16 protein-coding genes and 1 riboswitch are annotated in these 16,014 nt (G+C 72.6%); of the genes, 12 read left to right on the top strand and 4 right to left on the bottom strand.

From position 1 onward, the window contains the following. Positions 1 to 11: 11 nt before the first annotated feature. Together gcvH and gcvT are read right to left on the bottom strand one after the other, a co-directional pair. Positions 12 to 389 (bottom strand): glycine cleavage system protein GcvH, encoded by a 378-nt coding sequence (gene gcvH / locus ACIGHB_RS17695; protein ID WP_399914039.1) that lies wholly within the window; start codon positions 387 to 389, stop codon positions 12 to 14. Between the two features lie 111 nt (positions 390 to 500). Continuing rightward, positions 501 to 1,631 (bottom strand): glycine cleavage system aminomethyltransferase GcvT, encoded by a 1,131-nt coding sequence (gene gcvT, locus ACIGHB_RS17700; RefSeq protein WP_360310566.1) that lies wholly within the window; start codon positions 1,629 to 1,631, stop codon positions 501 to 503. A 152-nt stretch (positions 1,632 to 1,783) separates the two neighbouring features. Beyond that, positions 1,784 to 1,884: riboswitch (glycine riboswitch) on the bottom strand. A 182-nt stretch (positions 1,885 to 2,066) separates the two neighbouring features. Here gcvT and ACIGHB_RS17705 point away from each other — a divergent pair. The 11 genes from ACIGHB_RS17705 (at position 2,067) to ACIGHB_RS17755 (ending at position 13,480) form a co-directional block, all read left to right on the top strand. Continuing rightward, positions 2,067 to 2,759 (top strand): AAA family ATPase, encoded by a 693-nt coding sequence (locus tag ACIGHB_RS17705; protein WP_399914042.1) that lies wholly within the window; start codon positions 2,067 to 2,069, stop codon positions 2,757 to 2,759. A 108-nt stretch (positions 2,760 to 2,867) separates the two neighbouring features. After that, entirely contained in the window at positions 2,868 to 3,608 is a 741-nt protein-coding gene (locus ACIGHB_RS17710; RefSeq protein ID WP_360310562.1) for an enhanced serine sensitivity protein SseB, read from the top strand. A gap of 80 nt (positions 3,609 to 3,688) precedes the next feature. Further along, positions 3,689 to 4,477, top strand: coding sequence for an enhanced serine sensitivity protein SseB C-terminal domain-containing protein (locus ACIGHB_RS17715; protein ID WP_360310560.1), 789 nt, complete (start codon positions 3,689 to 3,691; stop codon positions 4,475 to 4,477). A 225-nt stretch (positions 4,478 to 4,702) separates the two neighbouring features. Continuing rightward, a complete protein-coding gene (locus ACIGHB_RS17720; protein ID WP_360310558.1) occupies positions 4,703 to 6,373 on the top strand; it encodes an ABC transporter substrate-binding protein in 1,671 nt (556 codons plus the stop codon). A gap of 92 nt (positions 6,374 to 6,465) precedes the next feature. Further along, positions 6,466 to 7,470, top strand: a complete 1,005-nt coding sequence (locus ACIGHB_RS17725) for an ABC transporter permease (protein ID WP_360310556.1) — start codon at positions 6,466 to 6,468, stop codon at positions 7,468 to 7,470. Next, positions 7,470 to 8,432 carry an ABC transporter permease gene (locus tag ACIGHB_RS17730; RefSeq protein WP_360310554.1) on the top strand — a complete coding sequence of 321 codons (963 nt, stop codon included), beginning with the start codon at positions 7,470 to 7,472 and terminating at the stop codon, positions 8,430 to 8,432. The genes ACIGHB_RS17725 and ACIGHB_RS17730 overlap by 1 nt, the downstream gene beginning before the upstream one ends. A 2-nt stretch (positions 8,433 to 8,434) precedes the next feature. Further along, positions 8,435 to 9,427: an ABC transporter ATP-binding protein gene (locus ACIGHB_RS17735; RefSeq protein WP_360310552.1), complete on the top strand. Its 993-nt coding sequence runs from the start codon at positions 8,435 to 8,437 to the stop codon at positions 9,425 to 9,427. Then, entirely contained in the window at positions 9,424 to 10,515 is a 1,092-nt protein-coding gene (locus tag ACIGHB_RS17740) for an oligopeptide/dipeptide ABC transporter ATP-binding protein (RefSeq protein ID WP_360310550.1), read from the top strand. Before ACIGHB_RS17735 ends, ACIGHB_RS17740 begins: the two co-directional genes overlap by 4 nt. Positions 10,516 to 10,584: 69 nt before the next feature. Beyond that, positions 10,585 to 11,259, top strand: coding sequence for a trimeric intracellular cation channel family protein (locus tag ACIGHB_RS17745; RefSeq protein ID WP_360310548.1), 675 nt, complete (start codon positions 10,585 to 10,587; stop codon positions 11,257 to 11,259). 23 nt (positions 11,260 to 11,282) lie between these two features. Continuing rightward, positions 11,283 to 12,146, top strand: a complete 864-nt coding sequence (locus ACIGHB_RS17750; protein WP_360310546.1) for a thioesterase family protein — start codon at positions 11,283 to 11,285, stop codon at positions 12,144 to 12,146. 170 nt (positions 12,147 to 12,316) lie between these two features. Continuing rightward, positions 12,317 to 13,480, top strand: coding sequence for a cysteine desulfurase family protein (locus tag ACIGHB_RS17755; protein ID WP_360310544.1), 1,164 nt, complete (start codon positions 12,317 to 12,319; stop codon positions 13,478 to 13,480). Positions 13,481 to 13,494: 14 nt separating this feature from the next. Here ACIGHB_RS17755 and ACIGHB_RS17760 read toward each other — a convergent pair whose 3' ends face one another. Further along, positions 13,495 to 14,154 (bottom strand): N-acetylmuramoyl-L-alanine amidase, encoded by a 660-nt coding sequence (locus tag ACIGHB_RS17760; protein WP_360310542.1) that lies wholly within the window; start codon positions 14,152 to 14,154, stop codon positions 13,495 to 13,497. Between the two features lie 60 nt (positions 14,155 to 14,214). On the opposite strand from ACIGHB_RS17760, the gene mnmA reads away from it, so the two are divergent. Further along, the gene (gene mnmA / locus ACIGHB_RS17765; RefSeq protein ID WP_399914055.1) at positions 14,215 to 15,360 is read left to right on the top strand and encodes a tRNA 2-thiouridine(34) synthase MnmA; all 1,146 of its coding nucleotides are present in this window, start codon (positions 14,215 to 14,217) and stop codon (positions 15,358 to 15,360) included. 55 nt (positions 15,361 to 15,415) lie between these two features. On the opposite strand, the gene ACIGHB_RS17770 is transcribed toward mnmA, so the two are convergent. Next, positions 15,416 to 15,973, bottom strand: a complete 558-nt coding sequence (locus tag ACIGHB_RS17770; RefSeq protein WP_360310538.1) for an alpha/beta fold hydrolase — start codon at positions 15,971 to 15,973, stop codon at positions 15,416 to 15,418. Between the last annotated feature and the right edge of the window lie 41 nt (positions 15,974 to 16,014).

The following is a 16,014-nucleotide window of genomic DNA, read 5'->3' on the forward strand; positions in this document are numbered from 1 at the left end:
GGGGGTCTCGGTCAGCCTGCGGTGAAGGCGGTGTACTCGTCGGCGGAGAGCAGGTCGTCCGGCTCGCCCGAGATGCGCACCTTGAACAGCCAGCCGCCCTCGAAGGGGGCGGAGTTCACCAGCGAGGGGTCGTCGACGACGTCCTGGTTGGCCTCGACGATCTCGCCCGTCACCGGGGCGTAGAGGTCGCTGACGGACTTGGTCGACTCCAGCTCGCCACAGGACTCGCCCGCGGTCACGGTGTCGCCGACCTCGGGGAGCTGCACGTAGACGACGTCACCGAGGGCGTTGGCCGCGTGCTCCGTGATGCCGACCGTGGCGACGCCGTCCTCGACGGCCGACAGCCACTCGTGCTCCTTGCTGTAGCGAAGCTGCTGGGGGTTGCTCATGGCCTGATTCTCCTGGATCGGGGGAGTGCGGATGTACGTGGGTCTTGCGGGGTGAGACGCGTTCCGAGACGAACGCGTCACGTCCGGGGCGGACCCCGGACGGGAACCCGGCTACTTCTGGCGCTTGTAGAAGGGCAGGGCCACGACCTTGTACGGCTCGTGGGTGCCGCGGATGTCCACCCCGACGCCCTCGGTGCCGGGCGTGGCGTGCGCCGCGTCGACGTACGCCATGGCGATCGGCTCGCCGAGCGTCGGCGACGGGGCGCCGGAGGTGATCTCGCCGATGACCTCGCCGCCGGCGACGACGGCCATGCCGGCGCGCGGGACGCGGCGGCCCTCGGCGATCAGGCCGACCAGCTTGCGCGGCGGGGCGGTCTCGGCGCGCTCGGCGGCGGCCTCCAGCGCCTTGCGGCCGACGAAGTCGCCCGGCTTCTCGAACTTCACGACCCGGCCCAGACCGGCGTCGAAGGGGGTGAGCGAGGTGGTCAGCTCGTGCCCGTACAGCGGCATGCCCGCCTCCAGGCGCAGCGTGTCGCGGCAGGAGAGGCCGCACGGGATGAGGCCGACGCCCGCGCCCGCCTCGGTCAGCGCCGTCCACACGCCCTCGGCGTGCTCGGGCTTCAGGAAGAGCTCGAAGCCGTCCTCGCCGGTGTAGCCGGTCCGGGCGATCAGCGCCGGGACGCCGGCGACCGTGCCGGGCAGACCCGCGTAGTACTTCAGACCGTCCAGGTCGGCGTCGGTCAGCTGCTTGAGGATGCCGGGGGACTCCGGGCCCTGCACGGCGATCAGGGCGTACGCGTCGCGGTCGTCGCGGACCTCGGCGTCGAAGCCGCCGGAGCGGGCCACCAGGGCGTCCAGGACGATCTGCGCGTTGGAGGCGTTGGCGACGACCATGTACTGGGAAGACGCGGCCTCGGTCTCGCCGAGGCGGTAGACGATCAGGTCGTCGAGGATGCCGCCGTCCTCCTGGCAGATCATCGTGTAGCGCGCGCGGCCGACGCCGATCGTGGAGATGTTGCCGACCAGGGCGTAGTCGAGCAGCTCGGCGGCCTGCGGCCCGGTGACGGTGATCTCGCCCATGTGGGAGAGGTCGAAGAGACCGGCCCTGGTGCGGACGGCGTTGTGCTCGTCGCGCTCGCTGCCGTACCGCAGCGGCATGTCCCAGCCGGCGAAGTCGGTCATGGTCGCGCCCAGCGAACGATGCAGGGCATCGAGGGCGGTCAGACGGGGGGTGGTGCTCATGATGGACGTGGCTCCCGGGTCCCGAAGGCGGAAAACATGACAGGCAAGGACGGTCCTCCCCATCTGTCATGGAACCTGAGAGGTTCACCGGGGGCATCCCCGGCTTGCACCTTGGGTGGGGACACGACAGGTGTCCCGCTTTTCAGATCTGCCTCATCCACGCGGTACGGGGCCTGAGAGATTCAAGGGAGGGTCTTGCTCCTTCGGCGCCCGGACGGCCGAGGCCGGTCCGGAACTCTCCCGCGCGGATTCGAGCGGCCGGTATGCGGTTGTCCAGCTGTACGGCGCTGCGCGCGCCTGGCGCGCACATCCTCGCACACGGTGTCGGCGCGGCAAATCGCTTGTCACGGATTACCGTTTCTTTACACTTCGTGGGCAAGGGTCTCCGTGAGGTCTCCCGGTACGTCCCCCGGGGACCCGACAGGGGGAGCAGCGATGAGGATCCAGCACACCGGCGTCTTCGCGACCGACGCCGCCATACCGGCTCAGCGGCCCCGCGCCCGGACCCGCGCGCGCGGGCGCGTGGTGCGGGACCTCCGCGAGCGCGGCGGGCGCGGCCCGCGCGCCCTCACCTTCGCCGCCGGTGACGTCGTGGTCGTCTCCGGGCTCCCGGGCAGCGGCAAGTCCACGCTGCTGCGGCGGGCCGCCGAGGGCCGCGGCATCGACTCGCAGGACGTCCGGGAGCGCTGGGAGGCCCGGATGCCCCGGATGGTGCCGTACGCGCTCTACCGCCCGCTGGTCCGGATCGCGCACTACGCCGGGCTGTACCGGGCCCTGCGCTCCGGCGCCGGAGTCGTCGTCCACGACTGCGGCACCCAGTCCTGGGTCCGCGGCTGGCTGGCCCGCTCCGCCGCCCGGCGCGGCCGCGCCCTCCACCTCGTCCTCCTCGACGTCGACCCGGACACCGCCAGAGACGGGCAGCGCGAGCGCGGCCGGGGCGTCTCCGCGTACGCCTTCGCCCGGCACCGCAGAGCCGTCGGCCGGCTCGTCGCCGCCGTGGAGTCGGGCCGGCTGCCCCGCGGCTGCGCCTCCGCCACGCTTCTCGACCGGGACGCCGCCGCGGCCCTGCGCCGTCTCGGCTTCCGGGAGTCGGGCTTCCGGGACGAGGGACTCCGGGACGCGGGCTGAGGCCCGCGTCCGCCCGGGGGCGGGTTCTGGTCACAGCCGGGGCGGGGCGGCGTTAGGGTGCTGCGGGACGGCCGGGACCGGGCCGTGCGAGGAGGGGACGGAACCACCGTGGACGTGACGTGGCCGGGCAACGAGCTGGAGGAGGCGCTGGCCGCCGCGCTCGGGGAGCCCGCGGCCGGAGGCCGGCTCATCGAGGTGCTCGGCCGCAGCCAGGTGTGGGTCCCGCTGCCCAACGGCGGCGGCCCCGACAGCCCCGACCTGGACCTCGCCACCATGGAGATCGGCGGCGCCGCCTTCGTCCCCGTCTTCAGCTCCCAGGAGCAGTTCCTCGCCTGCGTCGGCGACCACATGTCCTTCACCGTCGCCCCGGCCCGTGACTTCGCCCGCGGCCTGCCCCCGCAGCTCGGCATCGCGGTGAACCCCGGCGGCACCGTCGGCGTCCCGCTGCCCCCGCCCGCCGTCGCCGAGCTCTGCCGGACCGGCCGCACCGCCCTCGACGGGCCCGCGTCCGGCGGCCGGGTCCGCCTCTTCGAGCCCGACTGGCAGGACGACCCGGTCGACTTCCTCGCCGCCGCCTCCGCCGAGTTCGAGGCCACCGGGGTCGTCGCCACCGCCCGCCGCACCCTCGCCAGCGTCGAGGGCACCGAACCGGCCCTCTTCATCGGCGTCCAGCTCACCGGCTGGGACGGCGTCGACCGCAACGCGCCGCTGGACGCCCTCGGCCGCGCCCTCGGCCGCGTCGAGGTGGCCTGGCCGGTCAACCTCATCCTCCTCGACATGGCCGCCGACCCCGTCGGCGACTGGATGCTGGAACGGGTGCGCCCCTTCTACCGGCGCACCGACGGATGACCCCCGGCCCTGTCTAAGCTGGACCGACCGAGAACGAACCACCGAACCGAGCCGTACGAGACAGAGGGGCGGAACCCAGGGTGAGCGCGTCAGGCGCGACCGGACAGGTCGAGCACATGCTGCGCCAGGTGGCGCCCGGACGCTACGACGCGTACGAGGGACTGCTGCACGCCCTGGCCGACGGCGAGTTGTACATGCTGCTCTGGCAGGGCTCGGCGGGCTCGCCGGAGGCCCAGTACGGCAACATGGAGGTCGACGGCTACGGCTACGCGCCCTGCGTCACCTCGGCCGGCGAGCTCGCCGCCTCCGGCTGGCACCGCGCCCACGAGCGCGTCACCGGCCGCGAGATCGCCCGCGCCCTCTACCCCGAGCGCTGGGGCGTCTGGCTGAATCCGCACGCCCCCGGCGGCGGCGTCGGCATTCCCTGGTCCGATCTGCGCCGGATCGCCACCGGCCTCGACCGGATGCCCGCCGGGCCGCTCCGGGTCTCCGAACCCGCCCTGGAGATCCCGCAGTTCTACGCCCAGCTCACCCAGAACGCGCACCGGACGCCGGCCGTCCGCTCGCTCCGCCGCGGCTGGGTGCAGCCCGCGCTCGGGACCCCGTACCTGGTCATCGGCCTCGACCTGTACGACGGTTCGGCGGCGGCCGTGGACGAGGTGCGGGCGATGATGCGCCAGTCGATCGGCAGCGTGCCCGAGGGCCTGCCGGTCTCGACGGTCGCGCTCTCCGACGCGTACGACCCGGTGGCGCTCTGGCTGAAGGCCCACGCCCGGCCCTTCTACGACCGCGAGGCGCACGGATCGCCGTCCCAGCATGCGGGATCCCACCGTCCGGGATATGGCTACCCGCCCGCGCAGCACCGCTGAGAACCGCTCCGCCCCCCGACCCCGCTCTGGCCGAAATTCCTTGCCAGGGCGGGGTTTTGCGTCCGCTTGAGCCCGCTCCCGCCGCCGATGTCCGGCATCGGACCGTTTTGGTGAGTGTCCGGGTCTCAGGTTGGTATCACCGCTATGCGGACTGTTCTCTGCCGCGTCACTCGCCAGTAGCGTTCGGCCGGTCAAGACCACACATGGCGACCCAGGGGTGGACCCATGCGCATACTCAATTCCCGGTCGACCCGGGCTCTGACGGCGGCCATCGCGGTCGGCCTCATCGCCACGGGCTGCGCGAGCGACCGGGACAAGGAAGGCAACAAGGGCGGGGCCAAGGACACCTTCGTGTTCGGCGCCCCGGGCGACCCGGCCTCCCTCGACCCGGCCCTCGCGAGCGACGGCGAGACCTTCCGGGTCACCCGTCAGGCGTTCGAGGCGCTCCTGGAGCACGAGGCCGGCGGCAGCAAGCTCGTCGGCGGGCTCGCCGAGAAGTGGTCGAGCAACACCGAGGGCACCGTCTGGACCTTCAACATCCGCCAGGGCGTGAAGTTCCACGACGGCGAGGCCCTCGACGCGGCGGCGGTCTGCGCCAACTACGACTACTGGTTCAACTGGAAGGGCACCTTCCAGTCGAGCGCGGTCTCGTACTACTGGCAGACCATCATGGGCGGCTTCAAGGCCAACGAGGACAAGGAGACGCCCAAGGCGAACTACAAGTCCTGCACCGCCAAGGACCCGGCCACCGCCGTCATCGAGGTCTTCGAGCCCTCCGCCAACCTGCCCGGCGGCTTCTCCCTGAACGCCCTCGCGATCCACTCGCCGAAGGCGCTCAAGGAGTACGCGAAGCAGCAGGCCACCGCCAAGGGCGACGCCATCACGTACCCCAAGTACAGCCAGGAGGCCGGCACGGTCGCCGGCACCGGCCCGTACAAGATCACGAAGTGGAACAAGGGCAACAAGGAAGTCACCCTCGAGCGCTTCGACGACTACTGGGGCGAGAAGGCCAAGGTGAAGAACCTGGTCTTCCGCACCCTGGACACCGAGGAGGGCCGCCGCCAGGCGCTCCAGGCCGGTGACATCGACGGCTACGACCTCGTCGCGCCCGCCGACATCAAGACCCTCGAGGGCGCGGGCTTCCAGGTCCCGACCCGTGACGTCTTCAACCTGCTCTACCTCGGTATGACGCAGGAGGCCAACCCGGCGCTGAAGAAGCCCGAGGTCCGCCAGGCCATCGCGCACGCCGTCGACCGCGAGAACATCGTCAAGACCCAGCTGCCCGAGGGCGGCAAGGTCGCGACCCAGTTCATGCCCGACACGGTCGCCGGCTACTCGGAGAACGTGAAGAAGTACGCCTTCGACACCGCCAAGGCCAAGTCGCTCCTCGCCGGCGCCGGCGCGAGCAACCTGTCGGTCGACTTCTGCTACCCGACCGAGGTCACCCGCCCGTACATGCCTGCCCCGCAGGACATCTTCGAGCTGGTCAAGGCCGACCTGGAGAAGGCCGGCATCAAGGTCAACCCCAAGCCGAAGAAGTGGAACCCGGACTACGTCGACGCGGTCGAGCACGGCTCCTGCCCGCTCCACATGCTCGGCTGGACCGGTGACTTCAACGACGGCTACAACTTCATCGGCACCTGGTTCGCCGGGTACGACAAGCAGTGGGGCTTCAAGGACGACAAGGTCTTCAACGCGGTCAAGGCCGGCTCGCTCCAGGGCGACCCGACCAAGCGCACCGACCTCTACAAGGCCGCCAACGAGGCGATCATGGAGTACCTGCCGGGTCTCCCGCTGACCTCCTCCCCGCCGGCCATCGCGTTCGGCAAGAACGTGGTCCCGCCGAAGGTCTCCCCGCTGACGCAGGAGAACTTCGCCGAGGTCTCCTTCAAGTAACACCCCCGTAAGCGGTCCGCCCGGTCACGCGTTCCTCTCGTGACCGGGCGTCCGCGCATCCACCCTCCACACGCAAGAAAGGGGCACGCGGGGTGTTGCGACTCGTCGTACGACGACTTCTCCAGCTCATACCCACCCTGCTCGGCCTGTCGGTTCTGCTCTTCATCTGGCTGAACCGGCTGCCCGGCGGACCCGCCTCAGCGATCCTGGGCGAGCGGGCGACCGAAGCCGATGTGGCGCGCATCAACCGCGCGCTGGGTCTCGACCAGCCGATCTACGTCCAGTACGGGCGCTTCCTCAAGCGGCTCCTCGACCTCGACCTCGGCACCTCGGTGCAGACCGGTCAGCCCGTCTGGGACGAGTTCCTCCTGCGCTTCCCCGCCACGGTCGAACTCAGCGTCGCGGCCATGATCATCGCCATCGCCGTGGGCGTCCCGCTCGGCTACCTCGCCGCCCGCAAGCGCGGCGGCTGGGTCGACGTGGCCTCCGTCTCCGGCTCCCTCGTCGGCATCTGCATCCCGGTCTTCTTCCTGGCCCTGCTGCTCAAGGGCGTCTTCGCCGTCGAGCTCGGCATCTTCCCCAGCTTCGGCCGCCAGTCCACCGGCATCGACGCCACCAGCGTCACCGGCTTCGCCGTCCTCGACGGCCTGCTCACCGGAGAGCTGGACGCCGCGTGGGACGCGCTGACGCACCTGGTGCTGCCGGCGATCGCCCTCGCCTCCATCCCGCTCGCGGTCATCGTCCGCATGACCCGCGCCAGCGTCCTGGAGGTGCTCGGCGAGGACTACATCCGCACCGCCGAGTCCAAGGGCCTGGAGCGCCGCGTCGTCCGCGGCCGGCACATCCTGCGCAACGCGCTGCTGCCCGTCGTCACCGCCGTCGGCCTCCTCACCGGCAGCCTCCTGTCCGGCGCGGTCCTCACCGAGTCCGTCTTCTCCTTCGGCGGCATCGGCTCCTTCATCCGGACCGCCATCGACGCCCGCGACTACCCGGTGCTCGTCGGCTTCATCATGTTCATCGCCATGGTCTACGTGCTGATCAACATGCTGGTCGACCTCGCCTACAGCGTCATCGATCCGAGGGTGCGGGTGCACTGATGAGCCTGATATCCACCGACAAGGCCAAGCTCGACCGGCTCGCCGAACTCACCGCGAAGACCGAGACCTCCAGCGGCGCCGGGCTGTGGCGCGAGGCGATGAAGCGGCTGCGCGGCAGCAAGATGGCCCTCATCGGCGCCGCGATCATCGCGCTGTTCGTGCTCGTCGCGATCGTCGGCCCCTGGCTGGCCCCGTACGGCCCCACCGACCAGACCTGGCGCGGCGAGGTCTTCTCCAACCAGGGCAAGTTCGTCGGCCCCCGCGCCGAGAACTGGTTCGGCCTCGACCACCTCGGCCGGGACAGCTTCTCCCGCTTCCTCGAAGGCGCCCGCCAGACCCTGCTCGTCGGCGTCGTCTCGATGCTGATCGGCCTCGTCCTCGGCGCGCTCGTCGGCGCCGTCTCCGGAGCCTGCGCGACCCTCGGCGGGAAGGCCGGGCGACGGATCGACGACGTGATCATGCGCGTCACCGACATCCTGCTGGCGCTGCCGTCGCTGCTCCTCGCCGTCTCCGTCGCGGCCGTGCTGGGCCAGTCCCTCACCACCGTGATGATCGCCGTCGGCGTCGTGCAGATCCCGGTCTTCGCCCGTCTGCTGCGCGGCTCGATGCTGGCCCAGGGCGGCAGCGACTACGTCCTCGCGGCCCGCTCCCTCGGCATCCGCAAGCGCCGGATCGTGCTGACCCAGATCATGCCGAACTCGCTGAGCCCGGTGATCGTCCAGGCCACGCTCAGCCTCGCCACCGCCATCATCGAGGCCGCCGCCCTCTCCTACCTCGGACTCGGCAACCCCGACCCGGCGGTCCCGGAGTGGGGCGTCATGCTCTCCCAGGCGCAGCGTTTCTTCGACAACGCGCCGATGATGTCCGTCTTCCCGGCGGTCGGCATCATCATCACCGCCCTCGGCTTCACCCTGCTCGGCGAGGCCATGCGCGAAGCCCTCGACCCGAAGCTGCGAGGCTGACCATGGCACTGCTCACCGTGGACGAACTCACCGTCACCTTCGGCGGCCGCGGCCGCAAGGACGTCCGGGCGGTCAACGGCGTCTCCTTCAGCGTCGACCAGGGCCAGGTCGTCGGCCTCGTCGGCGAGTCGGGCTGCGGCAAGTCCGTGACCTCGCTCGCCCTCATGGGGCTGCTGCCCGCCAAGGGCGTCACCCTCGGCGGCCGCGCCGACCTCGACGGCACGGACCTGCTGTCGCTCTCCCGGTCGAAGATGCGCGACCTGCGCGGACGCGACATGGCGATGATCTTCCAGGACCCGCTGTCCTCGCTGAACCCGGTCATCCCCATCGGCGTCCAGGTCACCGAGATCCTCCAGCGCCACCGCGGCCTGAAGGGCGAGGCCGCCCGCAAGGAGGCCGCGCACCTGCTCGACCGGGTCGGCATCCCCGACCCGGACCGGCGGCTCAAGGAGTACCCGCACCAGCTCTCCGGCGGCATGCGGCAGCGCGCGCTCATCGCCATGGCGGTCGCCTGCGCCCCCCGCCTGCTCATCGCCGACGAGCCGACCACCGCGCTCGACGTCACCATCCAGGCCCAGATCCTCGAACTCCTCAAGGAACTGGTCGACCAGGAGGGCACCGCGCTGCTGATGATCACCCACGACCTGGGTGTCGTCGCCGGCCTCTGCGACCAGGTGAACGTCCTCTACGCCGGCAAGGTCGTCGAATCGGCGGGGCGCCGCGAGCTGTTCGCCCACCCGACGCACCCGTACACCCACGGCCTGCTCGGCTCCATCCCCCGGCTCGACGCCCCGCGCGGCGAGCCGCTCCACCCGATCCGCGGGTCCATCAACGACCAGATCGCCTGGGCCGACGGCTGCGCCTTCGCCCCCCGCTGCGACCGGTACGAGATGGAGTGCCTCACCGGCACGCCCGAACTGACCGAACCGCGCGCGGCCGGCCACCGCGCCCGCTGCGCGAACCCGGTCCTCGCCACGACGGAGGTACCGGCATGAGCCTGCTCGAACTCGACGGCGTGAAGGTCCACTTCCCCGTCAAGAAGGGCATCCTCTTCGACCGCACCGTCGGCCACGTCTACGCCGTGGACGGCATCTCGCTCAAGGTCGAGGCGGGCCAGACGTACGGCCTGGTCGGCGAGTCCGGCTGCGGCAAGACCACCCTCGGACGGGCCGTGCTGCGGCTCGTGGACGTCACCGACGGCTCCGTCGTCCTCGACGGCACCGACGTGGCCAAGCTGCCGGAGAAGGAGCTGCGCTCCTTCCGCCGCCGGCTCCAGATGGTCTTCCAGGACCCGCTGGGCAGCCTCAACCCGCGCCAGAACATCGAGTCCATCCTCAGCGAGGGCATGGCCGCGCACGGGATCGGCGCGGACCAGGACGAGCGCCGGGAGCGGATCCGGGAGATCCTCGCCAAGGTGGGCCTGCCCGCCAACGCCCTCTCCCGCTACCCGCACGAGTTCTCCGGCGGCCAGCGCCAGCGCATCGGCATCGCCCGCGCGCTGGTCCTGGAGCCCGACCTCATCATCTGCGACGAGCCGGTCTCCGCGCTCGACGTCTCGATCCAGGCCCAGGTCATCAACCTGCTCGAAGAGCTCCAGGAGTCGATGGGCCTGACCTACCTGGTCATCGCCCACGACCTCGCCGTCGTCCGGCACATCTCGGACGTCATCGGCGTGATGTACCTCGGCTCCCTGGTCGAGGAGGCGCCGAGCGACACGCTGTACGAGGAGCCGCTGCACCCGTACACGCGGGCGCTCATGTCCGCCGTGCCGGTGCCCGACCCGGAGGTCGAGGAGCGGCGCGAGCGGATCCTCCTGACCGGCGACCTGCCCTCCCCGGCGAACCCGCCGGCGGGCTGCCGCTTCCACACCCGCTGCCCGTGGGCGCAGCCGAAGTGCTCCGAGGAGCGCCCGGAGCTCACCGACGCCGGCGGCGGCCACAAGGTGGCCTGCCACTTCACCCGGGAGATCCAGTCCGGCACGCTCGCCCCGGCGAGCGGGTCCGACGCCGTGGTGATCCCGGCCCAGGCGGAGGCGCCGGACACGGACACGGCTCCGGAGGCTCCGGCGGCCGAGGGCACGTAGCGCACCCGGAAAGGGCCCGGCCGCCGTGTGGCGGCCGGGCCCTTTCCGAACACACGGCACAATTGGCCGGTGCTCCACGATCTGTTCAGCCCGTCGGTCCAACACACGCTCGACCTCGTCGGGATCTTCGTCTTCGCCATCTCCGGCGCCCTCCTCGGCGTCCGGAAGAACTTCGACGTCTTCGGCATGGCCGTGCTCGCCGAGGTCACCGCGCTCGGCGGAGGACTCCTGCGCGACCTCATCATCGGGGCCGTACCCCCGGCCGCCTTCACCGACCTCGGCTACTTCCTGACGCCGCTGGTCGCCACCGTCCTCGTCTTCTTCCTCCACCCCGAGGTGGAGCGCACCCAGACCGCCGTGAACGTCTTCGACGCGGCCGGCCTCGGCCTCTTCTGCGTGACCGGGACGACGAAGGCGTACGACTACGGGCTCGGCCTCACCTCCTCGGCGGCGCTCGGCCTCGCCACCGCCGTCGGCGGCGGCGTGCTGCGCGACGTCCTCGCCAACGAGGTGCCCTCGCTGCTCCGCTGGGACCGCGACCTGTACGCCGTGCCCGCGATCGTCGGCTCGGCCATGGTCGTCCTGTGCATCCGCTTCGACGTCCTGAACGCCTACACCAGCGGCGCGGCGGTGCTCACCGCCTTTCTCCTGCGGCTGCTCGCGATGCGCTACCACTGGCGGGCGCCGCGCGCCTGGAACCGCTCCTCGGCCCGCGAGGAGAACGAAAAAGCTACCGCTCAGTAGTTTCCTGCTGTACCGTCGGCCGTATGAGCACGAGCACCGAGACGAGCCCCGCCGCCGAGGCCGCGGCGCTCAGCGAGTTCGACCGGGACACCGCCCTCACCCTCCGCGAGCCCGGTGTCTACGACGCCGAGCTCTCGGCCGGCTGGACGATCATCCACGCCGTCAACGGCGGCTACCTCCTCGCCCTGCTCGGCCGCGCCCTCGGCGACCACCTGCCGCACCCCGACCCGTTCACCGTCTCGGCGCACTACCTCACGCCGTCGGCGCCCGGCCCCGCGGTGATCAGGACCGAGACCGTCCGCACCGGCCGGACCCTCTCCACCGGGACCGCCTCGCTCTACCAGTTCGCGGAGGACGGCACCGAGGTCGAGCGGATCCGCGTCCTCGCCTCCTACGGCGACCTCGACGCCCTCACGGACGAGGTCCGCACCAGCGCCGTGCCGCCGGCCCTCGCCCCGATCGACCAGTGCTTCAGCGCCTCCGACGGGCCGGCCCCGCCGATCCCCGGCTCCTCCGCCATCACCGACCGGCTGGACCTCCGCCTCGACCCCGCCTGCGTCGGCTGGGCCATCGGCGCCCCCTCCGGCAAGGGAGAGATGCGCGCCTGGTTCGGCCTCGCCGACGGCCGCGAGCCGGACGCGCTCTCCCTCCTCCTCGCCGTCGACGCCCTCCCGCCGACCTCCTTCGAACTGGGCCTCAAGGGCTGGACCCCGACGGTCGAGCTCACCACGCACGTCCGCTGCCGGCCCGCCCCCGGCCCGCTGCGGGTCTCCATCACCACCCGCAACCTCGCCGGCGGCTTCCTGGAGGAGGACGCCGAGGTCTGGGACAGCGCCGGCCGGCTCGTCGCCCAGTCCCGCCAGCTCGCCCGCGCCCCGCGCGGCTGAGCCGTACGTCCCTGGAGGCATGGCCCGAACCGTACGGCCGCCCGAGGCCGGCCCTGGCCCGAAACCGTACGGTCGCCGCACGTCGCCCCTGGCCCGAACCGTACGGTCGCCGGTCGCCCGGCCGGGCTCGTCGTGGGAGCCGCCGGCCGGGCTCGTAGAATCGACCCACCATGGCTTACCTCGACCACGCCGCGACCACGCCCATGCTGCCCGAGGCGATCGAGGCGATGACCGCCCACCTCGCCGTCACGGGCAACGCCTCCTCCCTGCACGCCGCCGGGCGACGCGCCCGGCGGACCGTCGAGGAAGGGCGCGAGACCCTCGCCGCCGCGCTCGGCGCCCGGCCCAGCGAGGTGGTGTTCACCTCCGGCGGCACCGAGGCCGACAACCTCGCGGTGAAGGGCCTCTACTGGTCCCGGCGCGACGCCGACCCCCGCCGTACCCGCGTCCTCGCCAGCCCCGTCGAGCACCACGCCGTCCTCGACGCCGTCGACTGGCTCGCCGGACACGAGGGCGCCACCGTCGAGTACCTGCCGGTCGACGCCCACGGCCGCGTCCACCCGGACGCGCTGCGCGAGGCCATCGCCCGCGACCCGGAGTCCGTCGCCCTCGCCACCGTGATGTGGGCCAACAACGAGATCGGCACCGTCATGCCGGTCCGCGCGCTCGCCGACGCCGCCGCCGAGTTCGGCGTCCCGCTGCACGCCGACGCCGTCCAGGCCGTCGGCCAGCTCCCGGTCGACTTCGGCGCCTCCGGGCTCGCCGCGATGACCGTCTCCGGCCACAAGATCGGCGGCCCCTACGGCATCGGCGCCCTGCTCCTCGGCCGCGAGCACACCCCCGTGCCCGTGCTGCACGGCGGCGGCCAGGAGCGGCACGTCCGCTCCGGCACCCTCGACGTGCCCGCCGTCGCCGCCTTCGCCACCGCCGCCCGCGCCGCCGCCGGTGGACAGGAGGACTTCGCCCGCGAGATCGGCGCCCTGCGCGACGCCCTCGTCACGGCCGTCCGCGCCGCCGTCCCCGACGCGGTCCTCGGCGGCGACCCGGTCGACCGGCTCCCCGCCAACGCCCACTTCACCTTCCCCGGCTGCGAGGGCGACTCCCTGCTCCTCCTCCTGGACGCCGCCGGCATCGCCTGCTCCACCGGCTCCGCCTGCACCGCCGGCATCGCCCAGCCCAGCCACGTCCTCCTCGCCACCGGCACCGACCCCGACCTCGCCCGCGGCACCCTCCGCTTCTCTCTCGGCCACACCTCCACCGAGGACGACGTACGGGCCGTCGCCGACGCCATCGGCCCCGCCGTCGAACGCGCCAGGACCGCCGGCCTCAGCTAGGCCGCCGTACCGCGTCAGGCGGGCAGCTTCGCCCGCTCCCGGCGGACCAGCTCCATGTACCGGTCCCAGTCCCAGTGCGGGCCGGGATCGGTGTGGTCGGTGCCCTCGACCTCCGCGTGCTCGATGATGTGCTCCCGGTCGACCGGTATCCCGTGCCGCCGGCAGATGTCCGCCGTCAGCCGCGCCGACGCCTCGTACATGGCCTTCGTGAAGTCCTGCGGCCGGTCCACGAACCCCTCGTGCTCGATGCCGACGCTCCGCTCGTTCATGTCCCGGTTCCCCGCGTGGTAGGCCACGTCGAGCTCCCGCACCATCTGCGCCACCCGCCCGTCCTTGCCGACCACGTAGTGCGTGGCGGCCTCGTGCAGCGGGTTCTTGAAGACCTTCAGCGCGGTGGCGTAGCTGCCCTGCACCACGTGGATCACCACCCGGTCGATCCGGTAGTCGTCCGGCCGGTCCGCCCGCCGCGAGTTCGCCTGGTGCGCCGCCGTCCACGCGGCCGCCTCGTAGTCCAGCTCCCCGTCGAGCCGGGGCTTCTCCATCCCCGGCAGCCGCCACCAGGCCCGCGCCAGCTCCTCGCGCGCCAGCACGCCCGTACCCAGGACGGCGACCCCGCCGCCGATCAGCACGGCGCGCCGGCCGACCCCCCGCTTCTTCCCGTTCTCGCTCCCCATGCTCCCCAGAACGCCGGTTCCGGCCGAGCGGTTCCCGCCGCCCCGTACCCTGGTAGGGCTATGACTCAGACTCCGCGCCCTCTCCGCGTCCTCGCCGCCATGTCCGGCGGAGTGGACTCCGCCGTCGCCGCCGCCCGAGCCGTCGAGGCCGGGCACGACGTCACCGGCGTGCACCTCGCGCTCTCCGCGAACCCGCAGTCCTTCCGCACCGGAGCCCGCGGCTGCTGCACGATCGAGGACTCGCGCGACGCGCGCCGGGCCGCCGACGTCATCGGCATCCCCTTCTACGTGTGGGACCTCGCCGAGCGCTTCCGCGCCGACGTCGTCGACGACTTCGTCGCCGAGTACGAGGCCGGCCGCACGCCCAACCCGTGCCTGCGCTGCAACGAGAAGATCAAGTTCGCCGCCCTGCTCGACAAGGCGCTCGCCCTCGGCTTCGACGCCGTCTGCACCGGCCACTACGCCACCGTCGTGCTGAACGAGGACGGCACCCGCGAGCTGCACCGCGCCTCCGACATGGCCAAGGACCAGTCGTACGTGCTCGGCGTCCTCGACGAGCGCCAGCTCGCCCACGCGCTGTTCCCGCTCGGCGACACCCTCACCACCAAGGACGAGATCCGGGCCGAGGCCGAGCGGCGCGGCCTCGCCGTCGCCAAGAAGCCCGACAGCCACGACATCTGCTTCATCGCCGACGGCGACACCCAGGGCTTCCTCGCCACCCGCCTCGGCACGGCGGAGGGCGACATCGTCGACGAGTCCGGCACCAAGCTGGGCACCCACGAGGGCGCGTACGGCTTCACCATCGGCCAGCGCAAGGGCCTGCGGATCGGCCACCCGGCCGCCGACGGCAAGCCCCGCTACGTCCTCGACATCTCGCCCGTGAACAACACGGTCACCGTCGGCCCCGCCGAGGCCCTCGACGTCACCGCCCTCACCGCCATCAAGCCCCGCTGGTGCGGCACCGCCCCCGAGGGCCCGGGACGCTACACCGCCCAGCTCCGCGCCCACGGCGGCGAGACCCCGGTCGGCGCCGCCCTGGAGGACGGCGAGCTGAAGGTCACCTTCGACGAGCCCGTCCGCGGCGTCGCCCCCGGCCAGGCGATCGTTCTCTACGACGGCACCCGCGTGGTCGGCTCGGCGACGATCGCGACGACCGTACGGCGCACCGCCCCCACCCCCGCGTCAGCGGGGGCGGCGGACGCGTAGAGGCCGAGGCTGCCGACCGCGACCCCCCACCCCGCGTCATGGGGGGCGGCCCGGCTCACCCGAGCTCGGACGACTCCGCCACGAACTCCGCGAGGACCGGCGCCAGCACATGTGGCGCCACCTCGTGGGTCTGCCCCGTGAGCGTCCGGTGCCGGGCCCGCGGCAGCAGCGCCGACAGCTCCCGGGCCGCCCGCCGTACCGGCGCCGGGCTCGCGCCCCCGTCGACCACCAGCACGCGCGCGTGGACCTCGGGAAGGGCCCCGAGAGCGTCGTACGCCGGCTCGAAGACCGACACCGCCGCCACCGGCAGCCCCGCCGCCGCGGCCACGAGCGCCAGCGCGCCGCCCTCCCCGCTGCCGTGCACCGCCGCGCCGGGCCCCGCCGCCGCCAGCACCGCCGCCAAGTCCTCCACCTCCCGCCCGGGCGCGTGCCCGCGCCCCCGGCGGTCGTACACGAACACCGGGAAGTCCCGCGCCAGCAGCCGCGCCAGCGGCGCCTCCCCGGCCCCCGGGCCCCCGCTCACCAGCACCACCGCGGGCCCGTCGCCGGCCCCGTACCGCCCGTACGCGATCGTCGTCCCGTCCCGCGACACGACCGTCCTCACCTCGTCCATGGCAGGGCAGACCGGCGCCCCCGCCGGAACTCATCGCCCCG

Origin of the sequence: Streptomyces sp. NPDC085460 (assembly GCF_044541975.1) — a bacterium.
Taxonomy (GTDB): Bacteria; Actinomycetota; Actinomycetes; order Streptomycetales; family Streptomycetaceae; genus Streptomyces.

Excerpts from the sequence above, each read along its gene's own strand:
- gcvH (WP_399914039.1), bottom strand. The coding sequence starts at position 389 with ATGAGCAACCCCCAGCAGCTTCGCTACAGCAAGGAGCACGAGTGGCTG.
- gcvT (WP_360310566.1), bottom strand. The coding sequence starts at position 1,631 with ATGAGCACCACCCCCCGTCTGACCGCCCTCGATGCCCTGCATCGTTCG.
- ACIGHB_RS17705 (WP_399914042.1), top strand. The coding sequence starts at position 2,067 with ATGAGGATCCAGCACACCGGCGTCTTCGCGACCGACGCCGCCATACCG.
- ACIGHB_RS17720 (WP_360310558.1), top strand. The coding sequence starts at position 4,703 with ATGCGCATACTCAATTCCCGGTCGACCCGGGCTCTGACGGCGGCCATC.
- ACIGHB_RS17730 (WP_360310554.1), top strand. The coding sequence starts at position 7,470 with ATGAGCCTGATATCCACCGACAAGGCCAAGCTCGACCGGCTCGCCGAA.
- ACIGHB_RS17735 (WP_360310552.1), top strand. The coding sequence starts at position 8,435 with ATGGCACTGCTCACCGTGGACGAACTCACCGTCACCTTCGGCGGCCGC.
- ACIGHB_RS17740 (WP_360310550.1), top strand. The coding sequence starts at position 9,424 with ATGAGCCTGCTCGAACTCGACGGCGTGAAGGTCCACTTCCCCGTCAAG.
- ACIGHB_RS17750 (WP_360310546.1), top strand. The coding sequence starts at position 11,283 with ATGAGCACGAGCACCGAGACGAGCCCCGCCGCCGAGGCCGCGGCGCTC.
- ACIGHB_RS17755 (WP_360310544.1), top strand. The coding sequence starts at position 12,317 with ATGGCTTACCTCGACCACGCCGCGACCACGCCCATGCTGCCCGAGGCG.
- ACIGHB_RS17760 (WP_360310542.1), bottom strand. The coding sequence starts at position 14,154 with ATGGGGAGCGAGAACGGGAAGAAGCGGGGGGTCGGCCGGCGCGCCGTG.
- mnmA (WP_399914055.1), top strand. The coding sequence starts at position 14,215 with ATGACTCAGACTCCGCGCCCTCTCCGCGTCCTCGCCGCCATGTCCGGC.
- ACIGHB_RS17770 (WP_360310538.1), bottom strand. The coding sequence starts at position 15,973 with ATGGACGAGGTGAGGACGGTCGTGTCGCGGGACGGGACGACGATCGCG.